The organism is Ruoffia sp. FAM 20857 (assembly GCF_045528645.1).
Taxonomy (GTDB): Bacteria; Bacillota; Bacilli; order Lactobacillales; family Aerococcaceae; genus Ruoffia; species Ruoffia halotolerans.
Genome location: NZ_JBGQRB010000010.1, coordinates 21,789 through 47,899, shown reverse-complemented (window position 1 = coordinate 47,899; position 26,111 = coordinate 21,789). Strand labels below are relative to the sequence as shown.

22 protein-coding genes and 1 riboswitch are annotated in these 26,111 nt (G+C 34.0%); all 22 genes read left to right on the top strand.

Going from position 1 to position 26,111, the window contains the following annotated elements:
* The first annotated feature begins 1 nt into the window (after position 1).
* The 22 genes from queA (at position 2) to ACEN4N_RS03665 (ending at position 26,068) form a co-directional block, all read left to right on the top strand.
* Positions 2 to 1,036 (top strand): tRNA preQ1(34) S-adenosylmethionine ribosyltransferase-isomerase QueA, encoded by a 1,035-nt coding sequence (queA, locus tag ACEN4N_RS03770; RefSeq protein ID WP_407090104.1) that lies wholly within the window; start codon positions 2 to 4, stop codon positions 1,034 to 1,036.
* 122 nt (positions 1,037 to 1,158) lie between these two features.
* A complete protein-coding gene (locus ACEN4N_RS03765) occupies positions 1,159 to 4,515 on the top strand; it encodes a DNA polymerase III subunit alpha (protein ID WP_407093734.1) in 3,357 nt (1,118 codons plus the stop codon).
* 163 nt (positions 4,516 to 4,678) lie between these two features.
* The gene (locus ACEN4N_RS03760; protein ID WP_407090143.1) at positions 4,679 to 5,653 is read left to right on the top strand and encodes an ATP-dependent 6-phosphofructokinase; all 975 of its coding nucleotides are present in this window, start codon (positions 4,679 to 4,681) and stop codon (positions 5,651 to 5,653) included.
* 32 nt (positions 5,654 to 5,685) lie between these two features.
* Positions 5,686 to 7,443 carry a pyruvate kinase gene (pyk, locus tag ACEN4N_RS03755; protein ID WP_407090145.1) on the top strand — a complete coding sequence of 586 codons (1,758 nt, stop codon included), beginning with the start codon at positions 5,686 to 5,688 and terminating at the stop codon, positions 7,441 to 7,443.
* 205 nt (positions 7,444 to 7,648) lie between these two features.
* Positions 7,649 to 8,509 (top strand): S1 RNA-binding domain-containing protein, encoded by an 861-nt coding sequence (locus ACEN4N_RS03750; RefSeq protein WP_407090108.1) that lies wholly within the window; start codon positions 7,649 to 7,651, stop codon positions 8,507 to 8,509.
* Positions 8,510 to 8,524: 15 nt separating this feature from the next.
* Complete coding sequence (gene xerD, locus ACEN4N_RS03745; protein ID WP_407090109.1) at positions 8,525 to 9,421, top strand: site-specific tyrosine recombinase XerD; 897 nt, start codon at positions 8,525 to 8,527, stop codon at positions 9,419 to 9,421.
* A gap of 12 nt (positions 9,422 to 9,433) precedes the next feature.
* Complete coding sequence (gene deoB / locus ACEN4N_RS03740) at positions 9,434 to 10,603, top strand: phosphopentomutase (protein ID WP_407093733.1); 1,170 nt, start codon at positions 9,434 to 9,436, stop codon at positions 10,601 to 10,603.
* A 14-nt stretch (positions 10,604 to 10,617) separates the two neighbouring features.
* A complete protein-coding gene (locus ACEN4N_RS03735) occupies positions 10,618 to 11,418 on the top strand; it encodes a purine-nucleoside phosphorylase (protein WP_407090112.1) in 801 nt (266 codons plus the stop codon).
* Between the two features lie 229 nt (positions 11,419 to 11,647).
* Entirely contained in the window at positions 11,648 to 12,055 is a 408-nt protein-coding gene (locus tag ACEN4N_RS03730) for a GNAT family N-acetyltransferase (protein WP_407093732.1), read from the top strand.
* Between the two features lie 27 nt (positions 12,056 to 12,082).
* Positions 12,083 to 12,829: a segregation and condensation protein A gene (locus ACEN4N_RS03725; protein WP_407093731.1), complete on the top strand. Its 747-nt coding sequence runs from the start codon at positions 12,083 to 12,085 to the stop codon at positions 12,827 to 12,829.
* 5 nt (positions 12,830 to 12,834) lie between these two features.
* Positions 12,835 to 13,443, top strand: a complete 609-nt coding sequence (scpB, locus tag ACEN4N_RS03720; protein ID WP_407093730.1) for an SMC-Scp complex subunit ScpB — start codon at positions 12,835 to 12,837, stop codon at positions 13,441 to 13,443.
* 4 nt (positions 13,444 to 13,447) lie between these two features.
* The gene (locus ACEN4N_RS03715) at positions 13,448 to 14,170 is read left to right on the top strand and encodes a pseudouridine synthase (RefSeq protein WP_407090118.1); all 723 of its coding nucleotides are present in this window, start codon (positions 13,448 to 13,450) and stop codon (positions 14,168 to 14,170) included.
* Positions 14,171 to 14,287: 117 nt separating this feature from the next.
* A riboswitch (FMN riboswitch) is annotated at positions 14,288 to 14,407 on the top strand.
* A 110-nt stretch (positions 14,408 to 14,517) separates the two neighbouring features.
* Positions 14,518 to 15,123, top strand: coding sequence for an ECF transporter S component (locus ACEN4N_RS03710; RefSeq protein ID WP_407093729.1), 606 nt, complete (start codon positions 14,518 to 14,520; stop codon positions 15,121 to 15,123).
* Positions 15,124 to 15,497: 374 nt separating this feature from the next.
* Positions 15,498 to 16,157, top strand: a complete 660-nt coding sequence (locus tag ACEN4N_RS03705) for a LysM peptidoglycan-binding domain-containing protein (protein ID WP_407093728.1) — start codon at positions 15,498 to 15,500, stop codon at positions 16,155 to 16,157.
* 73 nt (positions 16,158 to 16,230) lie between these two features.
* Positions 16,231 to 16,899, top strand: a complete 669-nt coding sequence (cmk, locus tag ACEN4N_RS03700; protein WP_407093727.1) for a (d)CMP kinase — start codon at positions 16,231 to 16,233, stop codon at positions 16,897 to 16,899.
* Positions 16,900 to 17,035: 136 nt separating this feature from the next.
* Positions 17,036 to 18,373: a 30S ribosomal protein S1 gene (gene rpsA / locus ACEN4N_RS03695; RefSeq protein ID WP_407093726.1), complete on the top strand. Its 1,338-nt coding sequence runs from the start codon at positions 17,036 to 17,038 to the stop codon at positions 18,371 to 18,373.
* A 75-nt stretch (positions 18,374 to 18,448) separates the two neighbouring features.
* Complete coding sequence (gene der, locus ACEN4N_RS03690; protein ID WP_407093725.1) at positions 18,449 to 19,765, top strand: ribosome biogenesis GTPase Der; 1,317 nt, start codon at positions 18,449 to 18,451, stop codon at positions 19,763 to 19,765.
* A gap of 153 nt (positions 19,766 to 19,918) precedes the next feature.
* Entirely contained in the window at positions 19,919 to 20,194 is a 276-nt protein-coding gene (locus ACEN4N_RS03685) for an HU family DNA-binding protein (RefSeq protein WP_138403718.1), read from the top strand.
* Positions 20,195 to 20,419: 225 nt separating this feature from the next.
* Positions 20,420 to 21,754: a tetratricopeptide repeat protein gene (locus ACEN4N_RS03680; RefSeq protein WP_407093724.1), complete on the top strand. Its 1,335-nt coding sequence runs from the start codon at positions 20,420 to 20,422 to the stop codon at positions 21,752 to 21,754.
* Between the two features lie 4 nt (positions 21,755 to 21,758).
* Positions 21,759 to 22,292, top strand: a complete 534-nt coding sequence (locus tag ACEN4N_RS03675) for a YpiB family protein (protein ID WP_407090130.1) — start codon at positions 21,759 to 21,761, stop codon at positions 22,290 to 22,292.
* A 1-nt stretch (position 22,293) separates the two neighbouring features.
* Positions 22,294 to 23,523, top strand: a complete 1,230-nt coding sequence (locus ACEN4N_RS03670) for a CCA tRNA nucleotidyltransferase (RefSeq protein ID WP_407093723.1) — start codon at positions 22,294 to 22,296, stop codon at positions 23,521 to 23,523.
* Between the two features lie 10 nt (positions 23,524 to 23,533).
* A complete protein-coding gene (locus ACEN4N_RS03665; RefSeq protein ID WP_407093722.1) occupies positions 23,534 to 26,068 on the top strand; it encodes an exonuclease domain-containing protein in 2,535 nt (844 codons plus the stop codon).
* Positions 26,069 to 26,111: the final 43 nt, after the last annotated feature.

Genomic DNA, 26,111 nt, shown 5'->3' with positions numbered 1-26,111 from the left:
AATGTTAACGACAAAAGATTTTGATTATGAATTACCAGAGCATTTAATCGCTCAAACACCCCTAGAAGACCGAAGCGCTTCGCGTCTCTTAGTTCTTAATAGAGAAGACGATACCTTGGAAGACACAGATTTTAAACATATCCTAGATTATGTAAATCCTGGAGATGCTTTAGTAGTCAATGAAACGCGAGTAATTCCAGCACGCATCTTTGGTGTAAAACCAGATACCGGTGGACATCTAGAAGTATTACTATTAAATAATACTCAAGGTAATGAGTGGGAAGTGTTAGTTAAACACGCGCGTCGAGCCAAAGTAGGAACGGTCATCGAATTTGGTAAAGAAGCTCAACTTCGCGCAGTAGTTAAAGAAGAATTAGAGCATGGTGGGCGAATCATTGAATTTGAATACGAAGGTGTCTTTTTAGAAATATTGGAGACATTAGGTCAAATGCCGCTCCCACCATATATTAAAGAAAGACTCGAAGATCCAGAGCGTTATCAAACGGTTTATGCAAAAGAAAATGGTTCGGCAGCTGCACCAACAGCCGGTTTACATTTTACAAATGAGTTGTTTCAACAAGCAAAAGAAAAAGGAATTGAAATTATTCCACTAACACTGCATGTAGGTTTAGGAACATTTAGACCAGTGTCTGTTGAAAATCTAGAAGAACATGAAATGCATTCTGAGTTTTATAACTTAAGTGCTCAAAGTGCTGAGCGCATTAACAAAATTAAAGATAATGGCGGAAAAATTGTAGCAGTTGGAACAACTTCTGTTAGAACCCTAGAAACAATTGCAAATGATAATAACGGAGAAATTAAAGCAGGTTCAGGTTGGACATCAATCTTTATTACACCTGGTTATGAATTTAAAGCAGTGGATCATTTAATAACGAACTTCCACTTACCTCAATCAACGTTAGTGATGTTAGTTAGTGCATTCTATAACCGAGAAAGAATACTGCAAGCTTATAGACATGCTGTAGACAATGAGTATCGATTCTTTAGTTTTGGAGATGCAATGTTAATTTTGTAAGTAAATTTGAGCGCTTTGTTGGTCAAACCAACAAGGTGTTTTTTTCTCTCTCAAAGTTTGAAGATAGAGGGAATAGAAGCGATATGGTATGATATTAACGAGAATGATTAGGAGGTGAACCGATGTTATTAAATGTTCAAAGTGAGTATTCACTTTTGAGTAGTACGTTAAGAATCAATGATTATATTAAAGAAGCCAAACGATTAGGTTATGATGCGATTGGCTTAGCAGATAATCAAGTGCTTCACGGAGCGTTACAATTTTACACACAAGCGAGAAAGATGGGTTTGAAGCCTTTAATTGGTTTAAACATTACGCTAATTGGTGGAATCAGACAAGATGAGCGTTACCCATTTATGCTGTATACAAAGAGTGAAACAGGTTATCATCATCTAATAAAAATTTCAAGAATGGTCGAAAATAATCACATTGATGATTTAGAAGTTTGGGCTTATTTAGAACAACAAGCAACTGATTTAGTATATATATCATCGGGAAGATTGAGTGAGATGGAACAAGCCATTATTCATGAGGATGGCGAACATGGAAAGAAGATAGTAACTTATCTTAATCAAGTATTCGGAAATAATCATGTATTTATGGGAATGACAATCTATCCCTACAACAAATTCGAAATTGAGATGTTATCACATTTTGCGCAGGAAAATCATATCCAACAAGTGATAGCTCAATTAGTAAATTCATTAAAAGAAGACGAAGCTTTCAGTTTACAAATCCTCAAATCCATTAAAGACAATGAAACGATTGATCATTCATTACGTTATTCAAAAGGATCAAACTTTTTATTTCCAAAAGAAACACTTCGTTCAATGTATGTTAATAACGGATTAGAAGAAGTTTGGAATAATACAGAAAAACTTGTTGAAAAATTGAATGTGGCCATTGATTCAAGCCAATCCTATTTACCAAAGTATCAAGCGCCTGATGATTTAACGGCCTCAGAATATGTCAAAGAATTGACGTTCAATCAACTAGAGAAAATAGGCAAAAGTCAAGATGAAACATACATCCAGCAATTAAATCATGAATTGCAAGTCATTGATCGAATGGGCTTCAGTGACTACTTCTTAATTGTATGGGATATTATCAAATATTGTCATGAGAAAAATATTCGAATCGGACCGGGTAGGGGTTCGGCAGCGGGTTCACTGGTCAGTTATTTATTACAAATTACATTAGTTGATCCTATCGAATTTGATTTATTATTCGAACGTTTTTTAAACCCAGAACGCTACAATATGCCCGATATTGATATCGATATTCCAGATAATAAAAGAGAAGCAGTATTAAAATACATTCAAAAAAGATACGGACATGAACAAGTCGCTCAAATTGTAACTATGGGAACCTTTGGTGCGAAAGCTTCAATTCGAGATACTTTGCGTGTCGTTGGTGCGGAAAGTGATCAACTAAAACGTTGGTCGCAAGCAATACCATCTGATCAAAACCAATTAATGACTTTAGAGAGAGCAGTCAAACAATCCAAATTATTACAAGCAATTGTGTCAGAGAGCGAATTTAATCGAGACATTTTTAATGCGGCACAAACTATAGAAGGATTACCTCGTCATAATTCGACCCATGCGGCAGCAGTAGTAATTAATGATTTTCCGCTTGATTCGATTATTCCCGTCAAAGATCGTGAGAATGATTTGTTAATCACACAGTTTACAATGAACGATGTCGAACAAATGGGCTTATTAAAGATGGATTTTTTAGGATTAAGAAACTTAACAATTCTTGATAATATTATCCGAAATATTAAAGTAAATAAAAATATCGATCTCTTAGCACAAGATATACCAATGAATGATTATGAAACGATTAAACTGTTTCAGGAAGCCGATACAAATGGGGTATTTCAATTTGAATCAGACGGAATTAAAGATGTACTAAAACGATTGAAGCCAGAAAACTTTGAAGATATAGTCGCCGTTAATGCACTGTATCGACCAGGACCAATGAAACAAATTGATTCCTTTATTCGAAGAAAGCACGGCAAGGAAAAAATCGAGTACGTCAACGAAGTCTTAGAACCAATATTGAATACGACTTATGGAATTATTGTTTATCAAGAGCAGGTCATGCGAATTGTCGTTGATATGGCTGGATTTTCTCTGGGTGAAGCGGATATTTTACGGCGTGCGATGGGGAAAAAACAAGTAGACGTCATGGAAAAGGAAAGAGAGCATTTTGTGAATGGAGCCATCAATAAAGGTCATACAGAACAGGCTGCTAAAGTTGTCTACAATTATATATATGAATTTAGTAATTATGGGTTTAATCGAGCTCATGCCGTTGTTTACTCAACCCTGGCCTATCAATTAGCTTATTTGAAAGCTAATTATACAGAAGAATTTTATCAAGCGATATTAAACAATGGGCGCTCGCAATCGACTTCTTTTAATCATTATATCCAAGAGGCTAAACATAGATTACAGAAATTATTACCGTTGGATATTAATAAAAGTGGGGCAGGATTTAATGTTGATGAAGGTTTGCGCATTGGTTTCAACTCAGTCAATGGTGTTAGGGGAGAACTTATTGACCATATCCTGGAAGACCGGAGTCAAATGGGAGCATATAAAAATCTATTGAACTTTCTTCAGCGATTACCACTCAAGTTATTAAAAGTAGATATGATATCGCCATTAATTTATGCTGGCGCTTTTGATGGATTTGGTGCAAATCGGGCAACATTGGTACATAATTTACCTGCTATGATCCAATCCGTTGAATTCAGTGGCCAAAATATTAATTTATTTCAAGAAATGGAACCTAAAATTGAATGGAAAGAAGATTTTTCACTGATCGAACGGTTGAATCATGAGAAAGAAGCACTCGGATTTACAGTTTCAGGGCATCCGCTAGATGCGTATAAAGATATTATTAATAATGATCCTGATTTTATTAATATTTCTGATGCTGTAAACGCTCCATTAAAGAAAAAAGTAAAACTAATCGCACTGGTTCAGACTGTAAAAGTAATCCGAACAAAGAAAAATGAATTAATGGCTTTCTCAACAGTTGGAGATGAATTTTACACCATCGACCTTGTTGTTTTTCCAATGATTTTTCAAAAAAGTATGCAATTACTGAGAGAGGATAATATATTAATTATCGAAGGTACGGTAGGTGTTGACCGGCGCGACAACTTACAAATCGTCGTTGACGGATTAAAACCCGTCAGTAAATATAAAAATAATCAAAAAATGCCACCACCAACAAATACCATTCGTCGTTGTTTTATACAAATAGAAGATTTCACCCAAGATCATGCAAAAATTGAGAATGTGAAGCAATTGGCCTTGGACAACTTTGGACCAGCTGATATCATTTTAGTCGACCGAAATCGACAAACAATTCAATTGGATTCGCCTTATACAATTAGTTATAGTTATCGAGTTCAACAACAACTTAAAGAAATCTTTGGTCAGGAACGAGTAGTTTTTAAATAAATCATTTAATTACCGATATTAAAGCAAGAAAATGAAAATGAAAACGTTCCTTTCATAAAAAAGAATTGAAATTATATGACTTTATATATGAATAATGATAAAATAACGGCAGTGGTAAAAATCTTACCAATCTGTATTATTGAATTAGAGGTGGAAAATGGAAATCAAACGTATTGCCGTTTTAACTAGTGGTGGTGATGCTCCTGGTATGAACGCAGCTGTTCGTGCAGTCGTTGAGCAGGGGATTCATCATGGTTTAGAAGTTTATGGAGTATACTATGGTTATCGTGGTTTAGTAGAAGGAGATTTCCGACTACTAACACTCTCAGATGTGCATCATAACATTCGACGTGGTGGAACAATGTTATATTCAGCACGTTATCCTGAATTTAAAAACAAAGAGTATCAAGAAAAAGCAATTAGCCAATTAGAAAAATTTGGTATTGATGCTTTAGTTGTTATTGGTGGTGACGGATCATTTGCCGGAGCTTTAAGTTTATCTAAATTAGGTTTCCCAGCCGTAGGAATACCTGGAACAATTGATAATGATATCCCTGGAACAGAATACACTATCGGATTTGATTCAGCTGTCAGTGTCGCCTTAGACGCGATTGATAAAATTTCAGATACTGCTGCATCACATAATCGGACATTTGTTGTAGAAGTGATGGGAAGACACGCTGGAGATATCGCAATTTGGGCAGGGGTAGCTGCGGGTGCAGATGCAATTATTATCCCTGAAGAAGAATTTTTAATTGAAGATGTTGTTCGCCGTACAGAAGCAGGACGCTCAGCAGGTAAAGATTATTCTCTAGTTGTTCTAGCTGAAGGGGCGATGGATGTTGATAATTTCGTTGAACAATTCCAAGTATTAGCACCGGATCAAAGTGTTCGCGGTGTTACGTTATCACATATTCAACGTGGTGGAACACCTACTGCACGTGACCGTGTCTTTGCAACTTTAATGGGAGCTCGATCTGTTGACTTAATAATTGAAGGACAAAAAGCTATCTACTTAGGTGTTCGTGAAGAGCAATTAACTGTATTTGATATTGTAGAAACTTTAGAAAAAACTGAACACCATGTTAGACAAGATCTATTCCAATTAAATCAAGAATTAACTGATCGTGGAAATTAAATCTAATTAAAAGGAGAATATTATCAATGAATATTAAAAAAACTAAAATTGTTTGTACTTTAGGACCAGCAAGTGACGCTCAAGAAACAATGGAGCAATTAATTGAATCTGGAATGAACGTTGCTCGTTTTAACTTCTCACATGGTGATCATGAAGAGCAATTAGTTCGTTTCAACACTTTAAAAGCTGCTCGTGAAGCAACTAAACAAAACGTAGGTATCTTATTAGATACTAAAGGACCAGAAATCAGAACTCATTTAATGGCAACAGATATTGTTAAATTAGATAAAGGTAAAACTGTTCGAATTTCTATGGAAGAAGTTGCTGGTACCGAAGAAAGATTCTCTGTTACTTACGATCAATTAATTAACGACGTTAAAGTCGGCGGGCACATCTTATTAGATGATGGTTTAGTTGATTTATTAGTCACTGAAATCGATCACGAAAATGGTGATATCGTAACAGAAATCCAAAACAACGGTATTCTTAAATCTCGTAAAGGTGTGAACGTACCAAACGTATCACTTAATCTACCAGGTATCACTGAAAAAGATGAAAATGATATTCGTTTCGGAGTACGTGAAGGAGCTGACTTTATTGCAGCAAGTTTCGTACGTCGTGCATCAGACGTTATGGAAATTCGTCAAGTACTTGAAGAAGAAGGACGTCCTAATGTTAAAATTATTTCTAAGATTGAAAACCAAGAAGGTGTAGATAACTTAGATGAAATTTTAGAAATTTCTGATGGTATCATGGTTGCCCGTGGTGACTTAGGGGTGGAAATCCCAACGCCAGAAGTTCCAATTGTGCAAAAACACATTATCAAAAAATGTAATGAAGCTGGTAAAGTTGTAATTACTGCAACTCAAATGCTGGATTCAATGCAAAGTAATCCTCGTCCAACACGCGCCGAAGCCGGTGACGTTGCGAACGCAATCTTTGATGGTACAGACGCAGTTATGTTATCAGGTGAAACTGCCGCAGGTGATTACCCAGTTGAAGCTGTTAAAACAATGTCAAGTATTGCATTACGTACGGAAGAAGCATTAGTTGGTCAAGATGCGGTTACTCTTAAAGAATATGACAAACGTGACTTAACTGAAGCGATTGGTCAAGCTGTAGGACATACTGCTAGAAACTTAGCTATTAATACAATTGTAGCAGCGACAAGTTCTGGACATACTGCTCAAATGATTTCTAAATACCGTCCTCAAGCTAATATTATTGCAGCGACATTTGATAACGAAATTAGTCGTTCATTAACATTATCATGGGGAGTACAAGCTTTCGAAATCGAAGCACCAGGATCAACAGATGAGATGTTAGACTCAGCAACTCAATTGGTTCAAGAAACAGGTTTTGCAAGTGAAGGTGACTTAATTATCATCACTGCAGGTGTCCCAGTAACTGAATCTGGTACAACTAACTTAATGAAGATCCAATTAATCGGAACATTGTTAGCGCAAGGTGAAGGTGTTGGTAGCGGAAACTACATCGGTAAAGCTGTTATTGCAAACTCTGCTGAAGAAGCAAATATTAAAACAGTTGTTGGTTCAGTATTAGTTGCTAAAAACACAGATGCTGATTATTCTGAAGCAATTAATAAAGCTGGAGCACTTATTGTTGAAGAAGGTGGAATTACTTCTCATGCTGCAGTTGTTGGACTTGAACGTGGAATTCCAGTTATTGTTGCAGTTGAAGGAGCATTATCTTCAATTAAAGCTGACGAATTAGTTACAGTAGATGCTCGTCGTGGACGCATTTACCGTGGGGCAACAGTAAGTATCTAATCTTATATTTTAATTAAGAGCACCATCAAATCTACGTATTCTAACTTCGATTTGATGGCGCTCATTTTTTTATGAATTTTCGTATAAAATACAGGTAACAATGATTATACAAGGTTTATAATGGATGTTTATGAAGAAATCCATGTCGACTTTATGTTAAAATAGAAATTAAAGAGCAGTAAAAATTATAAGAAGGAGGGCTTAAATGGTTCAATTTGGAGACATAATTGAAGCAAAAATTATAGATGAAAATGATCTAAGCTATTTTGCCCAAAAAGACGGTATTACATTTAATATTCCAAAGGATTCTACTGATGAAACTTATAAAAATGGTGAAATAGTAGAGGGATTAATCTATCAAGATAAAGACGAGACGAACATCTTACAAGTAGAATTACCAAATATACGCCCTGGTTATTATGGTTGGGGAAGAGTTATTCAATCAATATATAGTCTTGGAATTTTCGTTGATGTTGGTTTAATTAATAAAGACATCGTAGTATCTCTGGATGATTTACCAGAAGATAATAAAAAATGGCCTCGTCACGGAGATAAGTTATACTTAACATATCAAGTTGATAATAAAGACCGTTTTTGGGGTGTTCTAGCACAAGAAGAGGATTTTAATAAATTAAAACGCAAAGCACCAGCCCGTATGATGAATCAGGAAGTTAGTGCAACAGTAATAAGCAATAAAGGTGTGGGTGTTCAAGCGATATCTGTCGAAGGTTTCGAGATATTTGTTCATGAAAGTGAAATGGAACACCGACTTCGTGTAGGTGAGTCAGTACAATTAAGAATTATTCATGTTCATAAAGATGGTACTTTAAATGGATCTGCGAAACCACGTGCTTTTGAAGCATTAGATGATGATTCAGAAATGATTTATGCGGTCTTAAGTAAGACACCTGATAAATTCTTACCTCTACACGATAAATCAGATCCTGAAGAAATCAAAAATTATTTAGGGTTGAGTAAATCACAATTCAAACGTGCCGTTGGAAGATTGATGAAGAACGGCCGTGTTACACAAGAGAAGGAAAAAGGAATTTTTCTGAAGGATTAGTATAGGAGTGATTGAATGGATGAATTAATAGATGATTACGAACGTTATTTATTGATTGACCAAGGAAAATCACAAAACACCATCCAAAGTTACATGAGAGATTTGAAGAAGTTTGTTACATTTATTAACAAACTGGAACTTGACGAAATTAACAATATTAATAAAGACACAATACAATTGTATATTATAAGCCTAAACAAAGCGGGATTTGCAGCGAGTACAACGAATCGAATGATTTCGACCTTAAAAAACTTTTTCCACTATTTAATTAGAGAACAAAAGATGGATCACAACCCAATGGATTTAATCCAAGGGGCAAAGAATCGCAAACATTTACCAAAAACATTGAGTTCAAAAGAAATTAATCATTTACTTGAAGCACCGGATACGGAAACTAATAATGGTATCCGTGACCGAGCGATATTAGAAGTGATGTATGCGACGGGGTTACGGGTCAGCGAGTTAACTCAATTAAAGATGAATGAACTTCATCTCGAATTAGGCTTTATACAAACAGTCGGTAAAGGAGATAAAGAACGAATTATCCCCATCGGTGAAGAAGCTCTTTTTTGGATTAAAAAGTATCTTGAAGAAGTTTATCCAATTTACGCTAAAAAATCGACCGATTCTACCATTCTATTCTTAACCCAACGTGGTAAACACTTTACCCGGCAAGGAATTTGGAAAAATTTAAAAAAATATGTTAACTTGGCTGGGATTGATCACGAAGTGTCACCTCATATTCTGCGACATTCCTTTGCGACACATTTGTTAGAGAATGGGGCTGATTTAAGAATGGTACAAGAATTACTTGGGCATTCAGACATTTCCACCACACAAATTTATACTCATGTATCCAAACAGCGACTACAAGAAATATATCGTAACTCATTTCCAAGAGCGATAGATTAAAGGAGTAAAAATATGACATTTGATAGAATACATTTACTAGTTATGGACTCAGTAGGTATTGGAGAAGCAGCAGACGCTAAAAAATTTGGCGATGTTGGATCAAATACTTTAGGTAATATTGCAAACACGGTTGGTTTAAAATTACCAAACTTAACAAAGATGGGTTTAGCTAATATAGCGCCAATTAAAGGCATCGAACCAGTTGAAAATGCTACTGCATATTTTACTAAGTTAGAAGAAGTATCTGCAGGAAAAGATACAATGACTGGACATTGGGAAATCATGGGTCTACGTATTGACCAACCATTCCGAGTTTTCCCAGAAGGCTTCCCAGATGAATTAATTGAAAAAATTGAAACATTTTCTGGTCGCAAAATTATAGGGAATAAACCAGCTTCAGGAACTGAAATTTTAGATGAATTAGGCCAACACCAAATTGAAACAGGTGATTTAATTGTCTACACATCAGCGGACTCTGTTCTTCAAATTGCAGCTCATGAAAAAGGAATACCATTAGAAGAATTATATAAAATCTGTGAGTATGCAAGAGAAATAACTTTAGAAGATCCTTATATGATTGGTCGAATTATTGCTCGGCCTTATCTAGGTGAAGAAGGTAATTTTGAAAGAACAAGTAATAGACATGATTACGCATTAAGTCCTTTTGGAAAAACAACTTTAGATTACTTGAAAGACGAATCATTTGATGTTATTTCTATTGGTAAAATCGAAGATATCTTTAACGGTCAAGGAATTACCGAAGGCCACCGAACTGAAAGTAATATGGATGGTGTCGATAAATTAATCAAAGTGATGGATAGAGACTTTAAAGGCATAAGCTTTACAAACCTAGTTGATTTTGATGCTAAATTCGGTCACCGTCGTAACACACAAGGATATGCAGATGCATTAGAAGAATTTGATGCCCGTATTCCAGAAATGATAGACCACTTAGCTGATAATGACTTATTAATTATTACGGCTGATCACGGGAATGATCCAACTTTCACTGGAACTGATCATACACGTGAATATGTGCCAGTATTAGTTTATAGCAAAGCAATCAACGAACCAAAAGAATTAGATGCAACTTACTTCAGTGATATTGCTGCGACAATCTCTGATAACTTCTCAGTGAAACAAACTAAAGAAGGGCAATCTTTCCTAGACCAAATAAAATAAAAGGGGTATAAACTATGTTTACAGAAGCTATTGATTATATTAAAAGTAAAGGAATCACAGAACCAAAAGTAGGATTGATTTTAGGATCTGGTTTAGGTGATTTAGCTGACGAAATTCAAGAGTCTATTCAACTTGATTATTCTGATATTCCTAGTTTCCCAGTGTCGACAGTTGAAGGTCATGACGGAAAATTAGTATATGGAACACTTGCTGGGAAAAAAGTTATCGCTTTAAAAGGACGTTTTCATTATTATGAAGGCTATGACTTAGACAAAGTAACCTTCCCTGTGCGTATATTTAATGAATTAGGTGTTGAATCAGTTGTTATTACAAATGCTGCAGGTGGCGTAAATGAATCGTTTAATCCTGGTGACTTAATGATTATCACTGACCACTTGAACTTTACGGGTTCCAACCCACTCATTGGTCAAAATATTAGCGAACATGGACCACGTTTCGTAGACATGACTGAAACATATAGTTTACGCGGTCAACAATTATTAAAAGATATTGCTAAAGATAATGACTTCCCAATTAAAGAAGGTGTTTATACTTGGTTTACAGGACCAACTTATGAAACACCTGCTGAAATTAGAGCGACACGTGTGATGGGCGGAGATGCAGTTGGAATGTCAACTGTACCAGAAGCCATTGTTGCAAAACATTGTGGTTTAGAAGTATTTGGTATTTCTTGTATTACTAATCTAGCTGCAGGTATGCAAGCTGAATTGAATCATGAAGAGGTTGTTGAAGTTTCTACTAAAGTAAAACCAAGATTTAAATTACTTATTACAGAATTAATTAATCAAATTTAGCCAATGCATTTGGAAAAAGACAGGATAAGTTTATAATGATAAATTGTGTTTTCTTAGTAGTCGATTATATTTCTTTGTCTACTAAAAAACAGTTTGAATTATAAAGAAGTATCATGTCTTTTTTCAATGTGTTTGTTTATATATAGAATCAACTTAATGTACAATTTCTTGAAATAATTATCATAACATGGTAATATCACTCAAGTGATTAAGGGACGAGGAGGTTTCCATGTTAATTAGTTCAAAAAACAAAAACGGAAAAATTATATTAGGGTTACTTTCTTACACTTATGACGATGAGAAAGCGAATTTGAGTGAAATGAGCAGTCTATTAGAGTCATACCGAGAAGATCCTAATTTTGATATTTTGTTATATAAAAATGATGAAAGTGAAAATTTTATTGGATTAATATGTATTGAAAAAAATACGTTAGAGTCTCAAAATGAAGATACACCCTCATCGACAACAATTATCGTACATCGAATTGCGGTTGTGCCTTCTTTTAGAGATGAAGGTATCGGGTATAAAATGTATGAACTACTGCGTAAGCAACACCCTAATGCCACTGTTATCGGTGCGATGAATACGGTAGATATCTTAGCAAAATGGAGCACAAAATATAATCAATCTTTATAGAATTTTCGAATGTAATGGGGAGATTGTTTGCAAAACACAGAATTAAGAATTGAATTAGAATCATTTCAAGGTCCATTTGATTTGCTTCTTCATTTGATCAAACAGATGGAAGTTGATATCAATGATATTCCCATGACTGAGATTACTAATCAATATATTAAATATATTGAGGCAATGAATAAGCTAGAATTAGATATTATTGGAGAATATTTAGTTATGGCTGCAACGTTATTAGAGATTAAAAGTAATATCTTACTACCAATTGAACCAAGTCCAGATTATGAAGAAGATTACGATGAGGGTGATCCGCGTGATATTCTTGTTCAACAATTGCTTTTATACCAGCAATTCCAAACCGTTGCGACTCAATTACAAATCAAACAAGATGAGAGGGCGCGACTATTCTCACGTCCGATGGCTGATTTAAGTTCGTATCAAGAATTTGTACCTTTAGATGAAGATACACTTTCACTGACTGATTTAGCTGAGGCGATGGCCAGTGTTGTTGAAAAAGCAGCGAGTCGAGAACCACTTGAAAGACAAATTCAACATGAATCATTAACGGTTTCAGATCAGATGGATAAGATTATGGCTGCATTTCAGTTTGATACAGATAATGATTCAGTGACTCTTGATCAATTTTTCCAATACGGAACACGTAATGAAATTATAACGACTTTTTTAGCGATGTTGGAATTAGTAAGAAAGCAACATCTAATCTTTCTTCAAAAAGGTAAAGATGATCCAATTCAAATGAAGAAATTAGAGGAGTAAGATTTGTGAATGAGTTAATAAAGAGAGTATTTGGTATATTATTTGTAGCAGGTGATGATGGGGTGAGTCGGCAAGAGTTGACTCAGAGTTTAGAAGAGCCAATTAGTAGCATTGACGACTGTCTTGAACAGTTGAAACTTAATTTTCAAACGGATGATTCATCAGCGCTTGAAGTTGTGAATTTCAATCAACGATACCGATTAATTACCAAAAAAGAATTGGCAAAAGATGTAGAAAAATATGCTCAAGCTCCATTTTCACAAAACTTAACCAGAGCATCCATTGAAACATTATCAATTGTAGCCTATCGCCAACCAATTACGCGTATGGCTATTGATGAGATTAGAGGTGTTTCTTCGAGTAGTTTAATAAAAAAACTAATATCTCGAGATTTGATCAAAGAAATTGGAAGGATTGAAGCACCGGGACGACCAGTATTATACGGGGTCACCGATTACTTTATGGATTATTTTGGTTTAAAAACATTAGAAGATTTACCAGAAATTGAACCCATTGCATTAAATGCAGAACTTTCCTCCGAAGAATTGTTTGACTTGAAAGAATGGCCAATTGAATTATATGACGAAGAAAATAATCAGAATGAGGATGAGTAACTAAATGGAAAGATTACAAAAAGCAATGGCGAATGCGGGTGTCGCAAGTCGTCGTAAAAGTGAAGATTTAATCGTAGATGGACATGTTAAAGTAAATGGTAAATTAGTAACGGAATTAGGTACAAAAGTATCTAAGACGGATGTTATTGAAGTAGATGGGGTTCCTATTTATAAAGAAGAACCAAAATATATTATGTTATATAAACCAAAAAACGTTATCAGTGCTGTGAGTGATCCCACTGACCGTAAAGTAGTTGTTGATTTTATTCAGGGAGTAGAAGAACGTATTTATCCTATCGGTCGCTTAGATTTCGATACAACCGGTTTAATTTTATTAACAAATGATGGTGATTTTGCGAATTTGTTAACTCACCCACGCTATAATATAGATAAAGTATATATTGCAACGGTGAACGGTATTGTTGACACAAAAGCACTGACTAAATTAGAGCAAGGTGTCATGATAGATGGTAAGAAAACTTCTAAAGCCCGAGCGAAAGTTATTTCAACTAATAAAGAAAAGAAAACTTCCGTTGTACAGTTAACAATACATGAAGGTTGGAATCACCAAGTGAAAAATATGTTCGAGGCTGTAGGACATGAAGTCTACCGCTTGAAACGCGAACGATTCTCTTTCTTGGATTTAGGTACATTACAGCCAGGTGAGTGGCGTGATTTAACAGCTTTTGAAGTAGGTAAGTTAAAGAAGATTGCTTTAGATGAATAAAATTTAAAGTAATAAATTGAGTGCATGAAATGATGATAGTTATAATTTCGTGTGTTTTTTCACAAACGACTTGCCTTATTCAATTGAATATGCTAAGGTATAATTAAATAAAATACAATACGTCTTCAGGGCAGGGTGTAATTCCCGACCGGTGGTAAAGTCCACGAACTCGAGTCATCGAGCTGATCTGGTTAGATTCCAGTACCGACAGTAAAGTCTGGATGGAAGAAGATTAAATGATATACACTTTTTTGAGTATATTCTTTTAAAGTACGTCTTTTTACCCTGGGAAAAGTAGGGTGAGAAGGCGTATTTTTTTAGTCTTGGGACGAAAAAGGAGAAGAAAAATGCAAAAAAGATCACAGGTTAGAACTATGATGTTATTGGCTATATTAGGTGCTTGGGGAGTTATTCTGAGATTCTTTGATTTCCCGATTTTACCAGCTGCACCGTTTCTAAAGATTGATTTTAGTGATTTAGCTGTTTTGGTTGGAATGTTAATTCATGGACCGGTTGGTATTGTTGTAGTCGCGTTTATCAGAGATACTATTAACTATATCTTACAAGGCGGGCAAGCAGGATTTCCAATTGGAGCTGTCATGAGTTTTACTGCATCAGTTGTTATGTTTATTCCGACACACTTCATTCTAAATTCTCTTAAGAAAGTTAGTTGGAAATTCAAAGCTGTATTAATGAGTATTACTCTGACAGTCGGTTTAGTGGTTTCAATGTCGATAATAAATTACTATATCGCTTTGCCAATTTATACAACCGTGTTGAATTTCCCAATTGATGATTACTTCGGTTATATTCTAGCTGTTGTAGCACCATTTAATTTAATAAAAGGTATCTTTTTAAGTGTAGGTCAAATTTTGGTCATCAAAATCGTTCCAAATTTATTAAGAAAAAGAAATGCTATTTATCCTGGATATAATTTATTGAAAACAAATTAAAACAAATAATATATATACAAGCGAGTTGTTCACATAAATTGTGAATTGCTCGCTTTTTATTTGTTTGTAGTTAAAGATTGTACTAAAATTATTGTATGGAGATATCAATTTAAAACATAAAAAACAAAACTAATGACGAATATATTCATATAGTAGTGGAATAAGCAGAAAAATAATGTATAATGTAGAATGATAAAGCAAACCTGTTTGTTCTATTACCATTGCTTTACAGATTCTTTTCAGTATGATGTTATTGATAATAGAAATCTATTTTATTGGCAAAAAAAAGATTAAGTTATGGTAATATAATAGGGAAAGTTAACTATGTATTAAAATGAATCATCATTAACTATGCATATTTAGGAGGGATTCTTATGTCTAAGGAACAAGATAAAGATCAAGACGTTTTTGAATCTGAGGTTGAAGAAACTATTGAAGAGACACCTTCAAAAAAAGAAAGCAAACCTTGGAATCGAAAATTTGGAGAAGATGAAAGTTTAAAAAACCGTCAATATTCAAGAACTGCACGCAACCAACCAGCAAAAGAAGCAACAACACTTTCTAAAGTGTTGTTAGTAATTATTGTAATTACGGTTATTGCGCCTTTCTTATTGTTTATTTTTGTGAATACACAATTAGATAATGACGAAATACCAAATCGTAGTGCTGAACAGATTAATTTTTCTAGAAATTCTGAGTTATCACAAGTGTCAAGTGCTGATGAAAGTGAATCAAGCACAGACGAAAGTGAAAGTGAAGAAGAGTCCAGTTCAGAAATTAGTAGAGAACCAATAGAATCAATTGAAGAAGTTGAGCCTGAACCGGAATTACCACCTACACCAACTGAACCAGTTGTACCTGAAACACCTGTAGAGACACCACCTACAACGGGCGGAACATATACAGTTCAAGCAGGGGATTCATGGTATGCTATTTCTAGAAATACCGGCGTAGATCTTTATGCATTATTAAGTGCGAATGGGGCAACAACTGATACAGCTATTTTCCCAGGAGACACAGTCGTATTACCATAGTATAGAGTATAAGTTTATAGAATAGAGATCTGTTAAAGGTCTCTATTTATTTTGATTAAAAGGAGAATTTTTAATGTCGAATTTTCAAATTGCCATAGATGGACCCTCTTCATCAGGGAAAAGTACTGTCGCACAAGCCATTGCTAAAAAACTTGATATTGTCTACATTGATACAGGGGCAATGTATAGAGCGGTCACTTTAGCTGTTTTACAAGATAGTATAAACGTAAGTGATGTTGAAAGAGTGGAAAAAATATTACCAACACTTCATATAAGTTTTAAAAGATCAGATAAAGGTATTCAAGAAATGTATTTGAATAATCAAAATGTTAGTCGTGAAATCCGATCGGATGTGGTCACAGCAAATGTATCAGAAATTTCAGCTTATCCATTTGTTCGAGAAAAACTAGTGGAAGACCAACGGAATATGGCAAGTACACATTCAGTAGTCATGGATGGTCGGGATATTGGGACCGTGGTCCTACCACATGCGGAGTATAAATTCTTCTTGAATGCTTCAGCGAAAGTGCGAGCGAAAAGACGTTTCGATGAAAATATTGAAAAGGGCTTATCTAATCAAACACTTGAGGAAATAGAAGAAAGTATTGTCGCAAGAGACCATTATGATTCAAATCGCGAGCACAGTCCGTTGAAAAAAGCAGACGATGCAATCGAGTTAGAAACGGATCATTTATCAGTGGAACAAGTTGTAAATACAATAATTAATCATATTAAGAAATAAGTATTGTTAAATCGCTATTATATTGTCATTTTACTAGACTGATGACTGAATATTTGATATGATATGCTTATATACGGTTCTTAAATTATAAGAAGAACCACTATTTTTTAGGTAACGCTTAGGAGGAATTGGGTAAATGTCAGAGTTTGTAGAAAATCAAGAATTAAATGAAAATGAAGAAGTGGTTGAAGAGACAGAAACTACAGAAGTAGAAGAGTCTATGGAAACTATGGAAGACGCTTTAGGGAGTGTTAAAGAAATTAAAGTTGGCGATACTGTTCAAGGTGATGTATTAGCCTTTGATGACAATCAAGTACGTGTTTCTATTCAAGAAAGTGGCGGACTTGAAGGAGTTATTCCACGCAATGAATTATCAGCTACACCTGTTGAAGAATTAACGGATGTTGTTAATATTGGTGATGAAATCGAATTAGTGGTATTAAAACCAATTAAAGATAAAGAAAATGGAAACTTTTTATTATCTAAAAAACGTGTAGATGCTAAAAAAGTTTGGGAAGAATTACAAGTTAAATTTGAAAACGAAGAAACTATCGAAGCACCAGTTAAAAACGTTGTAAAAGGCGGATTAGTTGTAGATGCAGGCGTACGTGGATTCGTTCCAGCTTCAATGGTTGAAGATCACTTCGTAGAAGACTTCACACCATACGTTGGACAAACTTTAAAATTCGTTATTGTTGAAATTGAACCAAGTGAAAACCGTTTAATTTTATCACATAAAGAAATTGCACGTAAAGAAAGCGAAGCAAAACACGCTGAACGTTTAGCTGAATTAGAAGAAGGTTCAGTTGTTGAAGGTACTGTAGCTCGCTTAGTAAACTTTGGTGCATTTATCGACTTAGGTGGAGTGGACGGATTAGTTCATATTAGTCGTATTGCACATGAGCATGTTGATAAACCAAGTGATTACTTAACACCAGGCGAAACAGTTAACGTTAAAGTTCTTTCAGTTGATGAAGAAGATGGCCGCGTATCTTTATCTATTAAAGATACATTAGCAGGCCCATGGGATAACATCGAAGAAAAAGCTCCAGAAGGTTCTGAATTAAAAGGAACGGTTAAACGCTTAACTAGCTTTGGTGCATTTGTTGAAGTATTCCCAGGAGTTGAAGGGTTAGTACATATTTCACAAATCGCTCACGAACACATTGCGACACCTCACGAACGCCTTGAGGAAGGTCAAGAAATTGATGTTAAAGTATTAAGTGTAGATCCAGAACAAAACCGCTTATCACTTTCTGTGAAAGCATTATTGGATCAACCAGAAGGTATGGAAGAATCTCCAGCTCCTGCAGCTAGCTCTAACAAACCACGTCGTGAAAACAACAAACGTAATACAGGAAACAAAAAACAAAACCGTCAAAGAAACTTCCAAGACTCATCTGATGACAGCGATTCAAGATTTACTTTAGCTGACATGTTAGGTGATCAATTAGACCAATTCAAAGGTGAATAGGAATAATATTTGACTTAAAGAACGAGGCTGACTTTTCATTAGTCAGTCTTTTCTTAATTTATGGAGGTGAAATGAATGAGTAAAGTACCAGTAGTTGCTTTAGTAGGTCGACCAAATGTTGGTAAATCAACCATATTCAATCGACTTATTGGAGAGAGGGTATCGATTGTAGAAGACCATCCAGGAGTAACTCGTGATCGTATTTATGCAACAGGTAGATGGATTGGTAAAGAATACCGTTTGATTGATACCGGTGGGATTGATATGAGTAATGAGCCATTAATGAATCAAGTACGTTACCAAGCAGATTTAGCTATGGATGAAGCGGATGTTATTGTAATGGTGACGAGTGTTAGAGAAGGTGTCACTCTTGAGGATGAAGAAGTAGCCCAAAGACTGCATCGAACAAATAAACCAGTTGTCCTAGCGATTAATAAAGCAGATAATCCTGAACAACGACAAATGATTTATGATTTCTATACTTTAGGCTTAGGTGATCCTATTCCAATATCTGGTTCACATGGGACCGGAATTGGTGATTTATTAGATAAGATAGTGGAATTGTTCCCATCAGATTCTAGTGATACAGATGATGATGATTCAATTAAATTCAGTTTTATTGGTCGTCCTAATGTAGGTAAATCTAGTTTAGTGAATTCAATATTGAAGGAAGAACGCGTCATTGTATCAAATATTGAAGGAACCACGCGTGAGGCAGTTGATACTAAGTTCAAAACAGCTGATGGTAAAGAATATACAATGATCGATACCGCAGGAATTCGTAAAAAAGGTAAAGTTTGGGAAAACACTGAAAAGTATAGTGTTATGCGTGCTTTATCTGCAATTGAACGTAGTGATATTGTTTGTATGGTATTAGATGCTGAAACTGGAATTATCGAACAAGATAAACGCGTCGCTGGATATGCTTATGAAGCTGGTAAAGGTATTATTATTATTGTTAACAAATGGGATGCCGTTGACAAAAGTAATAATAAATTCGACGAGTTTACTAAAGAAATTCGTAAAGAATTTCAATATTTACGTTTTGCGCCTATCTTATTTGTGAGTGCAAAAACAGGACAAAGATTAAATAAACTACCTGAACTAATTAATATGATTCACGAGAACCGCGCAAGACGTGTTCAATCTTCTGTATTGAATAACGTAGTAATGGATGCTGTTGCGATGAATCCAACACCAACGGATAAAGGTAGACGCTTAAAAATCTACTATATGACACAAGTTGCGATCAACCCACCAACTTTTGTTGTGTTTGTGAACGATATTGAGTTAATGCACTTCAGTTATGAACGCTTTTTAGAGAACCAGTTACGTGAAAGTTTCTATTTTGAAGGTACTCCGGTACATATAATTACACGTGCGCGTTCATAATGCTTAAATTTTAGTTTAGATTTATTCAAGAATAGTGTAAAACGTTGTATTATAAGCTTTTATGTGTTATTCTTATAAATGAAATATCCGTTAAAGAGATGTCGTATATTTCAAATATCTCAAATATGAGGATTTATATAAGGAGGAATACTAATGGCAAATAAAGCACAATTAGTAGAAAAAGTAGCAGAAAAAACTAACTTAACTAAGAAAGACGTAACAGCAGCGGTTGAAGCCTTATTCGAAACAATCGAAGAAACTTTAGCTTCTGGCGATAAAGTTCAAGTTATCGGATTCGGTACATTTGAAGTTCGTGATAGAGCTGCTCGTAAAGGTCGTAACCCACAAACTGGAGAAGAAATTCAAATTCCAGCAAGTAAAGTACCAGGATTCAAAGCTGGTAAAGCATTAAAAGAAGCTGTAAAATAATTTAAGCTTTTAACCCCTAGAGCCACAAGGCTTTAGGGGTTTTATTTTTGGGTTTAGGACGTTCTGCGGACCAATTGCGGACTAAATATTTTAATATTACATATTTTGTTTATTCCTTCCAATTTAAATATACGACACATAATATTCAATTATTCGCCGATTAATTTTGGCAACAATACATGTCGGTGGTATAATAAATAAGAATGAGTAAAGGAGGGTTTGATAATGACAATCCTAGATGAGATTTTAGAAGAATTAGGCAATGTAGATACCATTGAAGAACAACGGTTAGTTATTATTGATTATATAGAAAGAGCGAGTGAAGATAGTAGTTATATACCCGCACTTGAAAGCTTAGCTGATATACTATTTAAAACGGGATCAGTCGATCAAGGATTGACTGTATTAATTGAATTATTTGAATTAAAAAAATATAAAAAATATGCTAAGCAAATTGTGAACAAATTGTACCAATATGAAGCCTATGACAAGGCGTACTTTTATTGGTTAGATTTAGCGAAATCTGACAATGAAGATCCTGAACTCAAATTATTGGAAGCAAGATTACTTAAAAATTTAAATCGTCATACTGAAGCGATTGATATGTATCGCCAGATTATTAAAAGCTATCCGACACTAGGAGAAGCCTATGAAGATTTAGGAGATATTTACTTAGAACAGCGAAATATTAGGCAAGCAGAAAGTTATTATAGAGCGGTGTATGAGTATTTAGATGATTATGAAAATATCCGTGATGTTCGACTGAAATTAGTTGAAGTTGAGTCTTTAAAAGAAATTATTGATTTAGCAGCTGTTGAAAAACTCGAAAAAGACGAGCGAATTCCACTAGAAACAGAAGATGAGTTCTTTGTATTTGCTAATGTGTATAAGTCATTATTTCAATTCGATAAAGCAATTGATTACGCTAAAAAAGCACTACAAAAAGATTCAGATAATATAAATTATTCAATCCTTTTAATTGATTTATACAAAACAACTGGACAGAAATCTAATTTATATAAAGAATTAACATGGTCAGCCAAAACATTACCACCCTTAGATCCAATGATATTAAACATAGCAACAGTAGCCGATGATTTGGATCATTTAAATGATGACATCATTGAAAAGCTCATCGATTATACAAACTTAATTGATAATAGCGAAGATTTTTATTTGGCAATTAACATTATCGTAAATTATTACTTAGGTAAAAGTGATGCGGCACAAGCCTTACATTATTTACGAGTATTTGAAGGGCAACAAATTGATCATGAATATATGAGTTATCACTTTGCGATTGTTTATGAAGCTTTAGGTCTTAAAGATAAAGCAGAAGAAGATTATTTAAGTGCGCTTGATTATTTACTACCTCACGAGGAATTAGCTTTCCGTCTAGCTAACTTTTATTTTACGAATAAAGAAGTAGAGAAGGCATTAGAAGTCATCAATCAATATAATAATACGCTTTATGATATACCAAAATTGAAAGCTTTGAGTAAAGAAATACAGTCTAAGAATGACTTTTCTGATTTAGCTGAATATAAAGAATGGGAGTAAGAAAATGGAGAGAAATGAAAGGAAAAGACAATTTTTAAAATGGTTAATTTCAAATTACCAACATTCTAATCCATCTGTGAATTATTTATTGCAATTTCTATCAACAAATTCTGAGCTAATGAATAATATACTATTTTCTGAAGGGGCAAAGTACGCTCCGCGTGGAATTTACATTTCCTTTAATTCGAATACAAAACTGCCTTTTATTTATTATAAAGATCAGTTAAGTTATACTTTAAGCGACCAAGCCTTTCATGATATTCGCTTGAATCATCGTTTTTCAAAGCAAGATTTTTATGTTGAATTGGATATTCCCCACCTTTATCAACAGCTATACAGATTTGATGTTTTTGAAGATAATCCGTATATCCCAGGAAATCTACAATTTTTGGTGGACTTAGAAGACAGTCTATATCAAATTTCATTGGAAACGAAACTATCTTTATTAAATAAAGGTTTAAATACCGCATTAGAGAAATACGACTTTGATAAAGTGAGTTATTATTTAACACAAATTGAAAAATTGAAAGGTGAATAATATGTTTGTATCACTGACAGATCCATTATTTCAAGAAGCAATTCCTGTATTAGGACAAATTGAGTCTCATGGGCATGAGGCTTATTTTGTTGGGGGTTGTGTAAGAGATACATTATTAAATAAAAAAATTAACGACATTGATATTGCAAGCAGTGCAAGACCAGAAGAAGTTGAAGCCATGTTTCCAATTACATTTGATGTCGGGAAAGAACACGGTACGATTGTAGTCGTTGTTGATAAAGCACCTTATGAGATAACAACCTTTAGAACGGAAGGCGACTATACTGATTTTAGACGGCCAGATGAAGTAAATTTTGTTCGAAATTTAAGAGAAGACACATTAAGACGTGATTTTACAATTAATGCGATGGCATTTGACCGTCAAGGCGAATTATATGACTACCACGGTGGTTTGAAGGATTTAAATGACCATCTAATCAGATGTGTTGGTAATGCACAAGAGCGCTTCTTAGAAGATGCTTTAAGAATGATGAGAGCGATTCGATTCGCCTCTCAACTAGGTTTTGAGATAGAAGAAGAGTCATTTAAAGCGATTCAAACTTTAAAAGCAAATTTACAACATATTTCAATTGAACGAATCAGAATTGAATTTAGTAAATTTTTACTAGGGAATTCATTTGCAGATAAAGCTCAGTTACTCGTCAACACAGGCTTAGCCGATTATTTGCCTGGGTTTACGCAAGCGTTAGCAAAAATAGTCATGACTGAATTAAGTAAAGATTTTGAAAACATCTCCAATAATTTACGAGATGAGCGTTTAGTTTGGGCTAGAATGCTAAAGCACATGGGAATCATTCAGCCAGAAACAATCAGAAGTTTCTTAAAAGAATGGACACACAGTAATGCATTTATTAAAGATGTGATCCAAATGATTCAATTGTTTGACTACTTTAAAGAAGAACTAGTCACAAGTTGGGAAGTTTACAATTATGACTACTTGAATGTTCAACTTGTTGAAGACTTTTTATTTGAAACTCAATTTTTAGACCATAAATTTGTCGCTGATATCTACAACGCATTACCTATTAAAAGCAAAAAAGATATAGCCGTTAATGGAAAAGATGTTATGACAATCCTTAATCTTAAAAAAGGCGGTCCAGAAATTGGGGCATGGTTAGATAAGATAGAACGATTAATTATTGAAATGGAACTAGAAAATACTTATAGTATGATTGAAACTTATATAAAAAATAGAGGCAGTATAGATTAGGAGTGTTTGTATGCCTAGGTTAAAGAATAAAATTGCAATCGTTGATATTGAAACGACAGGTCCAAATATTGACGAGGGTGACCGAATCATCCAAATAGGAGCAATTATTATATCTGAAGGCAATATTGTTAATACATATTCGATGTTAATAAATCCTAATCGCGAGATTCCAGATCACATTGCTAAGTTAACAGGCATCAAAGAAGAAGATGTGGTGAATGCACCACAATTTAATAGTGTAGCAACTTTATGGCATGAGAGACTCAAAGATTGTGTCTTTATTGCTCATAATTTAGGCTTTGACTTACGTATACTTAAAGAAAGTTTTGAAAGATTTGATCTGGATTTTAATCCTGTCGCTTTAGATTCAGTAGTTCTTGCGAAAATTATCGTTCCAACTGCAATCGGGTTTAATTTAACTGATTTAAGTCGTCATTTTAATTTAGAATACAGTGAAGCTCATGATGCCTATTCAGATGCATTAATCACTGTTGATATTGTGAGTGAGTTAGCTAAAATTGCGAAAAAGATTCCGATTGAGACTCTTAGTCGAATGGAACCTTTCTTAAGGAACCTGAGATATAATGAAATAGAATTTTTTACTAATCCAGATAAGTTTATTTTAAACGAGATAGTTAGTGTCAAAAGGACAAAAGTAAATTTAGAAGGGGAAAACTTACCTAAACAGAACCTAACCCTTTCTGAATTTATAAATGAAAAATGGCAAACCCATCCTTTTGCTGTGTTAGAAGATACGCATCGTCCCATTCCATATGATGTGATATTTAATGAAACGATTTTAAAAGAGGGGCGTCATTTATTATCTTTTCCAACGTTAGATGAATCGAATTATTGGAATGACTTGATTGTAAATCACACATCATTAGAAAAGATAGCTTTATTAAAGTCACAAGGAAATTATTTACATGAAAAAGCTTTCGAAAATTATATTCTTCAATATAATTTTAAACGTAATAATCAACAGGAATTACTCGTAATAGCGGCATCTATACATTGGCAATCATTTTCAAAATTTGGCGATTTTAGCGAAATAAATAAAGAATTGTCTATTAAAAATTTATTAAGCAAACATCAGACAAAGGACTTATTAGTCAAGAATCATTCGAATTTTCATCAAGTAATTGAGTATGCTAAAAAAGCAAATATTATTATAACTTATGACGCTAATTTGCACAGTATGATGCTAAAAAACAGAGATCAAATAGAGTATTTATTCAGTCGAAAATTAATTATAGGTAATGTTAATTCTTTTATTGATTCTGCTCGCTTTATTCAACAAAGGAATATTGAATTGAGTGATTTAAATAATCAATTACTTAATTTATTCGATGATATACAACAAGTTTACAGTGATAATCAGTATATTGTTCATTTAAGCAAAGAGATTCAATCGATGAGAGACTTAAGTAATAATTTGATTTCGATAATCAGCAATATATTAAAAGAAGAATCATTTGATAATAAAATTCAACAAGAAAAAGTTCAAACTTTCGTGAATATTGAATCCGATGACGCGAATAAGATCATGGACTTTGCCAATAGGATTAGAGATAAATTAGCTAGTTTTTATAAGCAATTAGATGCTGAGTCTGAAAAGGTGAAGAAAATTAATCAACCAGTGCTACTTTTACATCGATTCATAAACCAACTAGAACAAATGAATTTGATGAATGACGAAAACAATTATATGACAATCAGTGCAACACGAGTCAATAATAAATTTTATAATATTTCTATTCAAGTGAAGCCTATTCTTATTAAGAAAGAAAGTCTTACTTGGCTACTTGAAATGCAAAGTGCATTATTAGTTAGTTCAGGAAACTATTATAATTCTAGAATGACTGGAGATTCCAATTGGATTCAATTGGATGCAGCCTTCGATTATTTAAAACTCCCAACATTGTTTAAAGAAAATAAACACATCATAAATCATCCTGTTGAATTTATTCAAGGTGAAGATAATGCCACACGAATTTCTGATTTATCTGACTTTATAAATAGTGATCGAAAGATGTTAGGTGACAAAATAATAATTATTATGCCGAATCAGTTTTTAGTTTCGGATTTGTTCCATAAGTTAATTCTTAATGATGAAATTTCTAAAGATTATCATATCTTAGCTGAGTCCATAACAGGTAGTTTAAATCGAATTAGAAGGCGGATTCATGAAACTGAAAAAGTTATTGTTATTCTTAGAGAAAGAAGTTTCACAGATCTTCTTTGGGGAGATAAGCAAACTGAAATTTCAGTTCTGTTATATAATTTACCTTTTCAATCTCCAGGTGAAACTAAAATTCAAGCGAAGTATCATTATCTAAAGAAAACAAAAGATCAAACTGAATTATTTGATGATATATTACTACCACAAATGATTCAAAGAATTAAAAACCTCATCAATTTTATTAGTAATAATTATGCGAATGAAAAACTTTATATTATGGATAAGCGTTTATATACAAAGTACTATACAAAAGAAATATTAGATCAATTAGAGTCAATGGTTGAAATTAATATATTGAACTAACGACATTAAGTGTTTATTCAATTTACGTCAAAAATATGTTATT

Bases quoted from the DNA above. Each gene is read 5' to 3' on its own strand.
- ACEN4N_RS03750 (WP_407090108.1), top strand. From the start codon at position 7,649: ATGGTTCAATTTGGAGACATAATTGAAGCAAAAATTATAGATGAAAAT.
- ACEN4N_RS03685 (WP_138403718.1), top strand. From the start codon at position 19,919: ATGGCAAATAAAGCACAATTAGTAGAAAAAGTAGCAGAAAAAACTAAC.
- rpsA (WP_407093726.1), top strand. From the start codon at position 17,036: ATGTCAGAGTTTGTAGAAAATCAAGAATTAAATGAAAATGAAGAAGTG.
- der (WP_407093725.1), top strand. From the start codon at position 18,449: ATGAGTAAAGTACCAGTAGTTGCTTTAGTAGGTCGACCAAATGTTGGT.
- xerD (WP_407090109.1), top strand. From the start codon at position 8,525: ATGGATGAATTAATAGATGATTACGAACGTTATTTATTGATTGACCAA.
- ACEN4N_RS03705 (WP_407093728.1), top strand. From the start codon at position 15,498: ATGTCTAAGGAACAAGATAAAGATCAAGACGTTTTTGAATCTGAGGTT.
- cmk (WP_407093727.1), top strand. From the start codon at position 16,231: ATGTCGAATTTTCAAATTGCCATAGATGGACCCTCTTCATCAGGGAAA.
- ACEN4N_RS03715 (WP_407090118.1), top strand. From the start codon at position 13,448: ATGGAAAGATTACAAAAAGCAATGGCGAATGCGGGTGTCGCAAGTCGT.
- ACEN4N_RS03710 (WP_407093729.1), top strand. From the start codon at position 14,518: ATGCAAAAAAGATCACAGGTTAGAACTATGATGTTATTGGCTATATTA.
- ACEN4N_RS03675 (WP_407090130.1), top strand. From the start codon at position 21,759: ATGGAGAGAAATGAAAGGAAAAGACAATTTTTAAAATGGTTAATTTCA.
- deoB (WP_407093733.1), top strand. From the start codon at position 9,434: ATGACATTTGATAGAATACATTTACTAGTTATGGACTCAGTAGGTATT.
- ACEN4N_RS03730 (WP_407093732.1), top strand. From the start codon at position 11,648: ATGTTAATTAGTTCAAAAAACAAAAACGGAAAAATTATATTAGGGTTA.
- ACEN4N_RS03765 (WP_407093734.1), top strand. From the start codon at position 1,159: ATGTTATTAAATGTTCAAAGTGAGTATTCACTTTTGAGTAGTACGTTA.
- ACEN4N_RS03735 (WP_407090112.1), top strand. From the start codon at position 10,618: ATGTTTACAGAAGCTATTGATTATATTAAAAGTAAAGGAATCACAGAA.
- ACEN4N_RS03665 (WP_407093722.1), top strand. From the start codon at position 23,534: ATGCCTAGGTTAAAGAATAAAATTGCAATCGTTGATATTGAAACGACA.
- queA (WP_407090104.1), top strand. From the start codon at position 2: ATGTTAACGACAAAAGATTTTGATTATGAATTACCAGAGCATTTAATC.
- ACEN4N_RS03670 (WP_407093723.1), top strand. From the start codon at position 22,294: ATGTTTGTATCACTGACAGATCCATTATTTCAAGAAGCAATTCCTGTA.
- ACEN4N_RS03680 (WP_407093724.1), top strand. From the start codon at position 20,420: ATGACAATCCTAGATGAGATTTTAGAAGAATTAGGCAATGTAGATACC.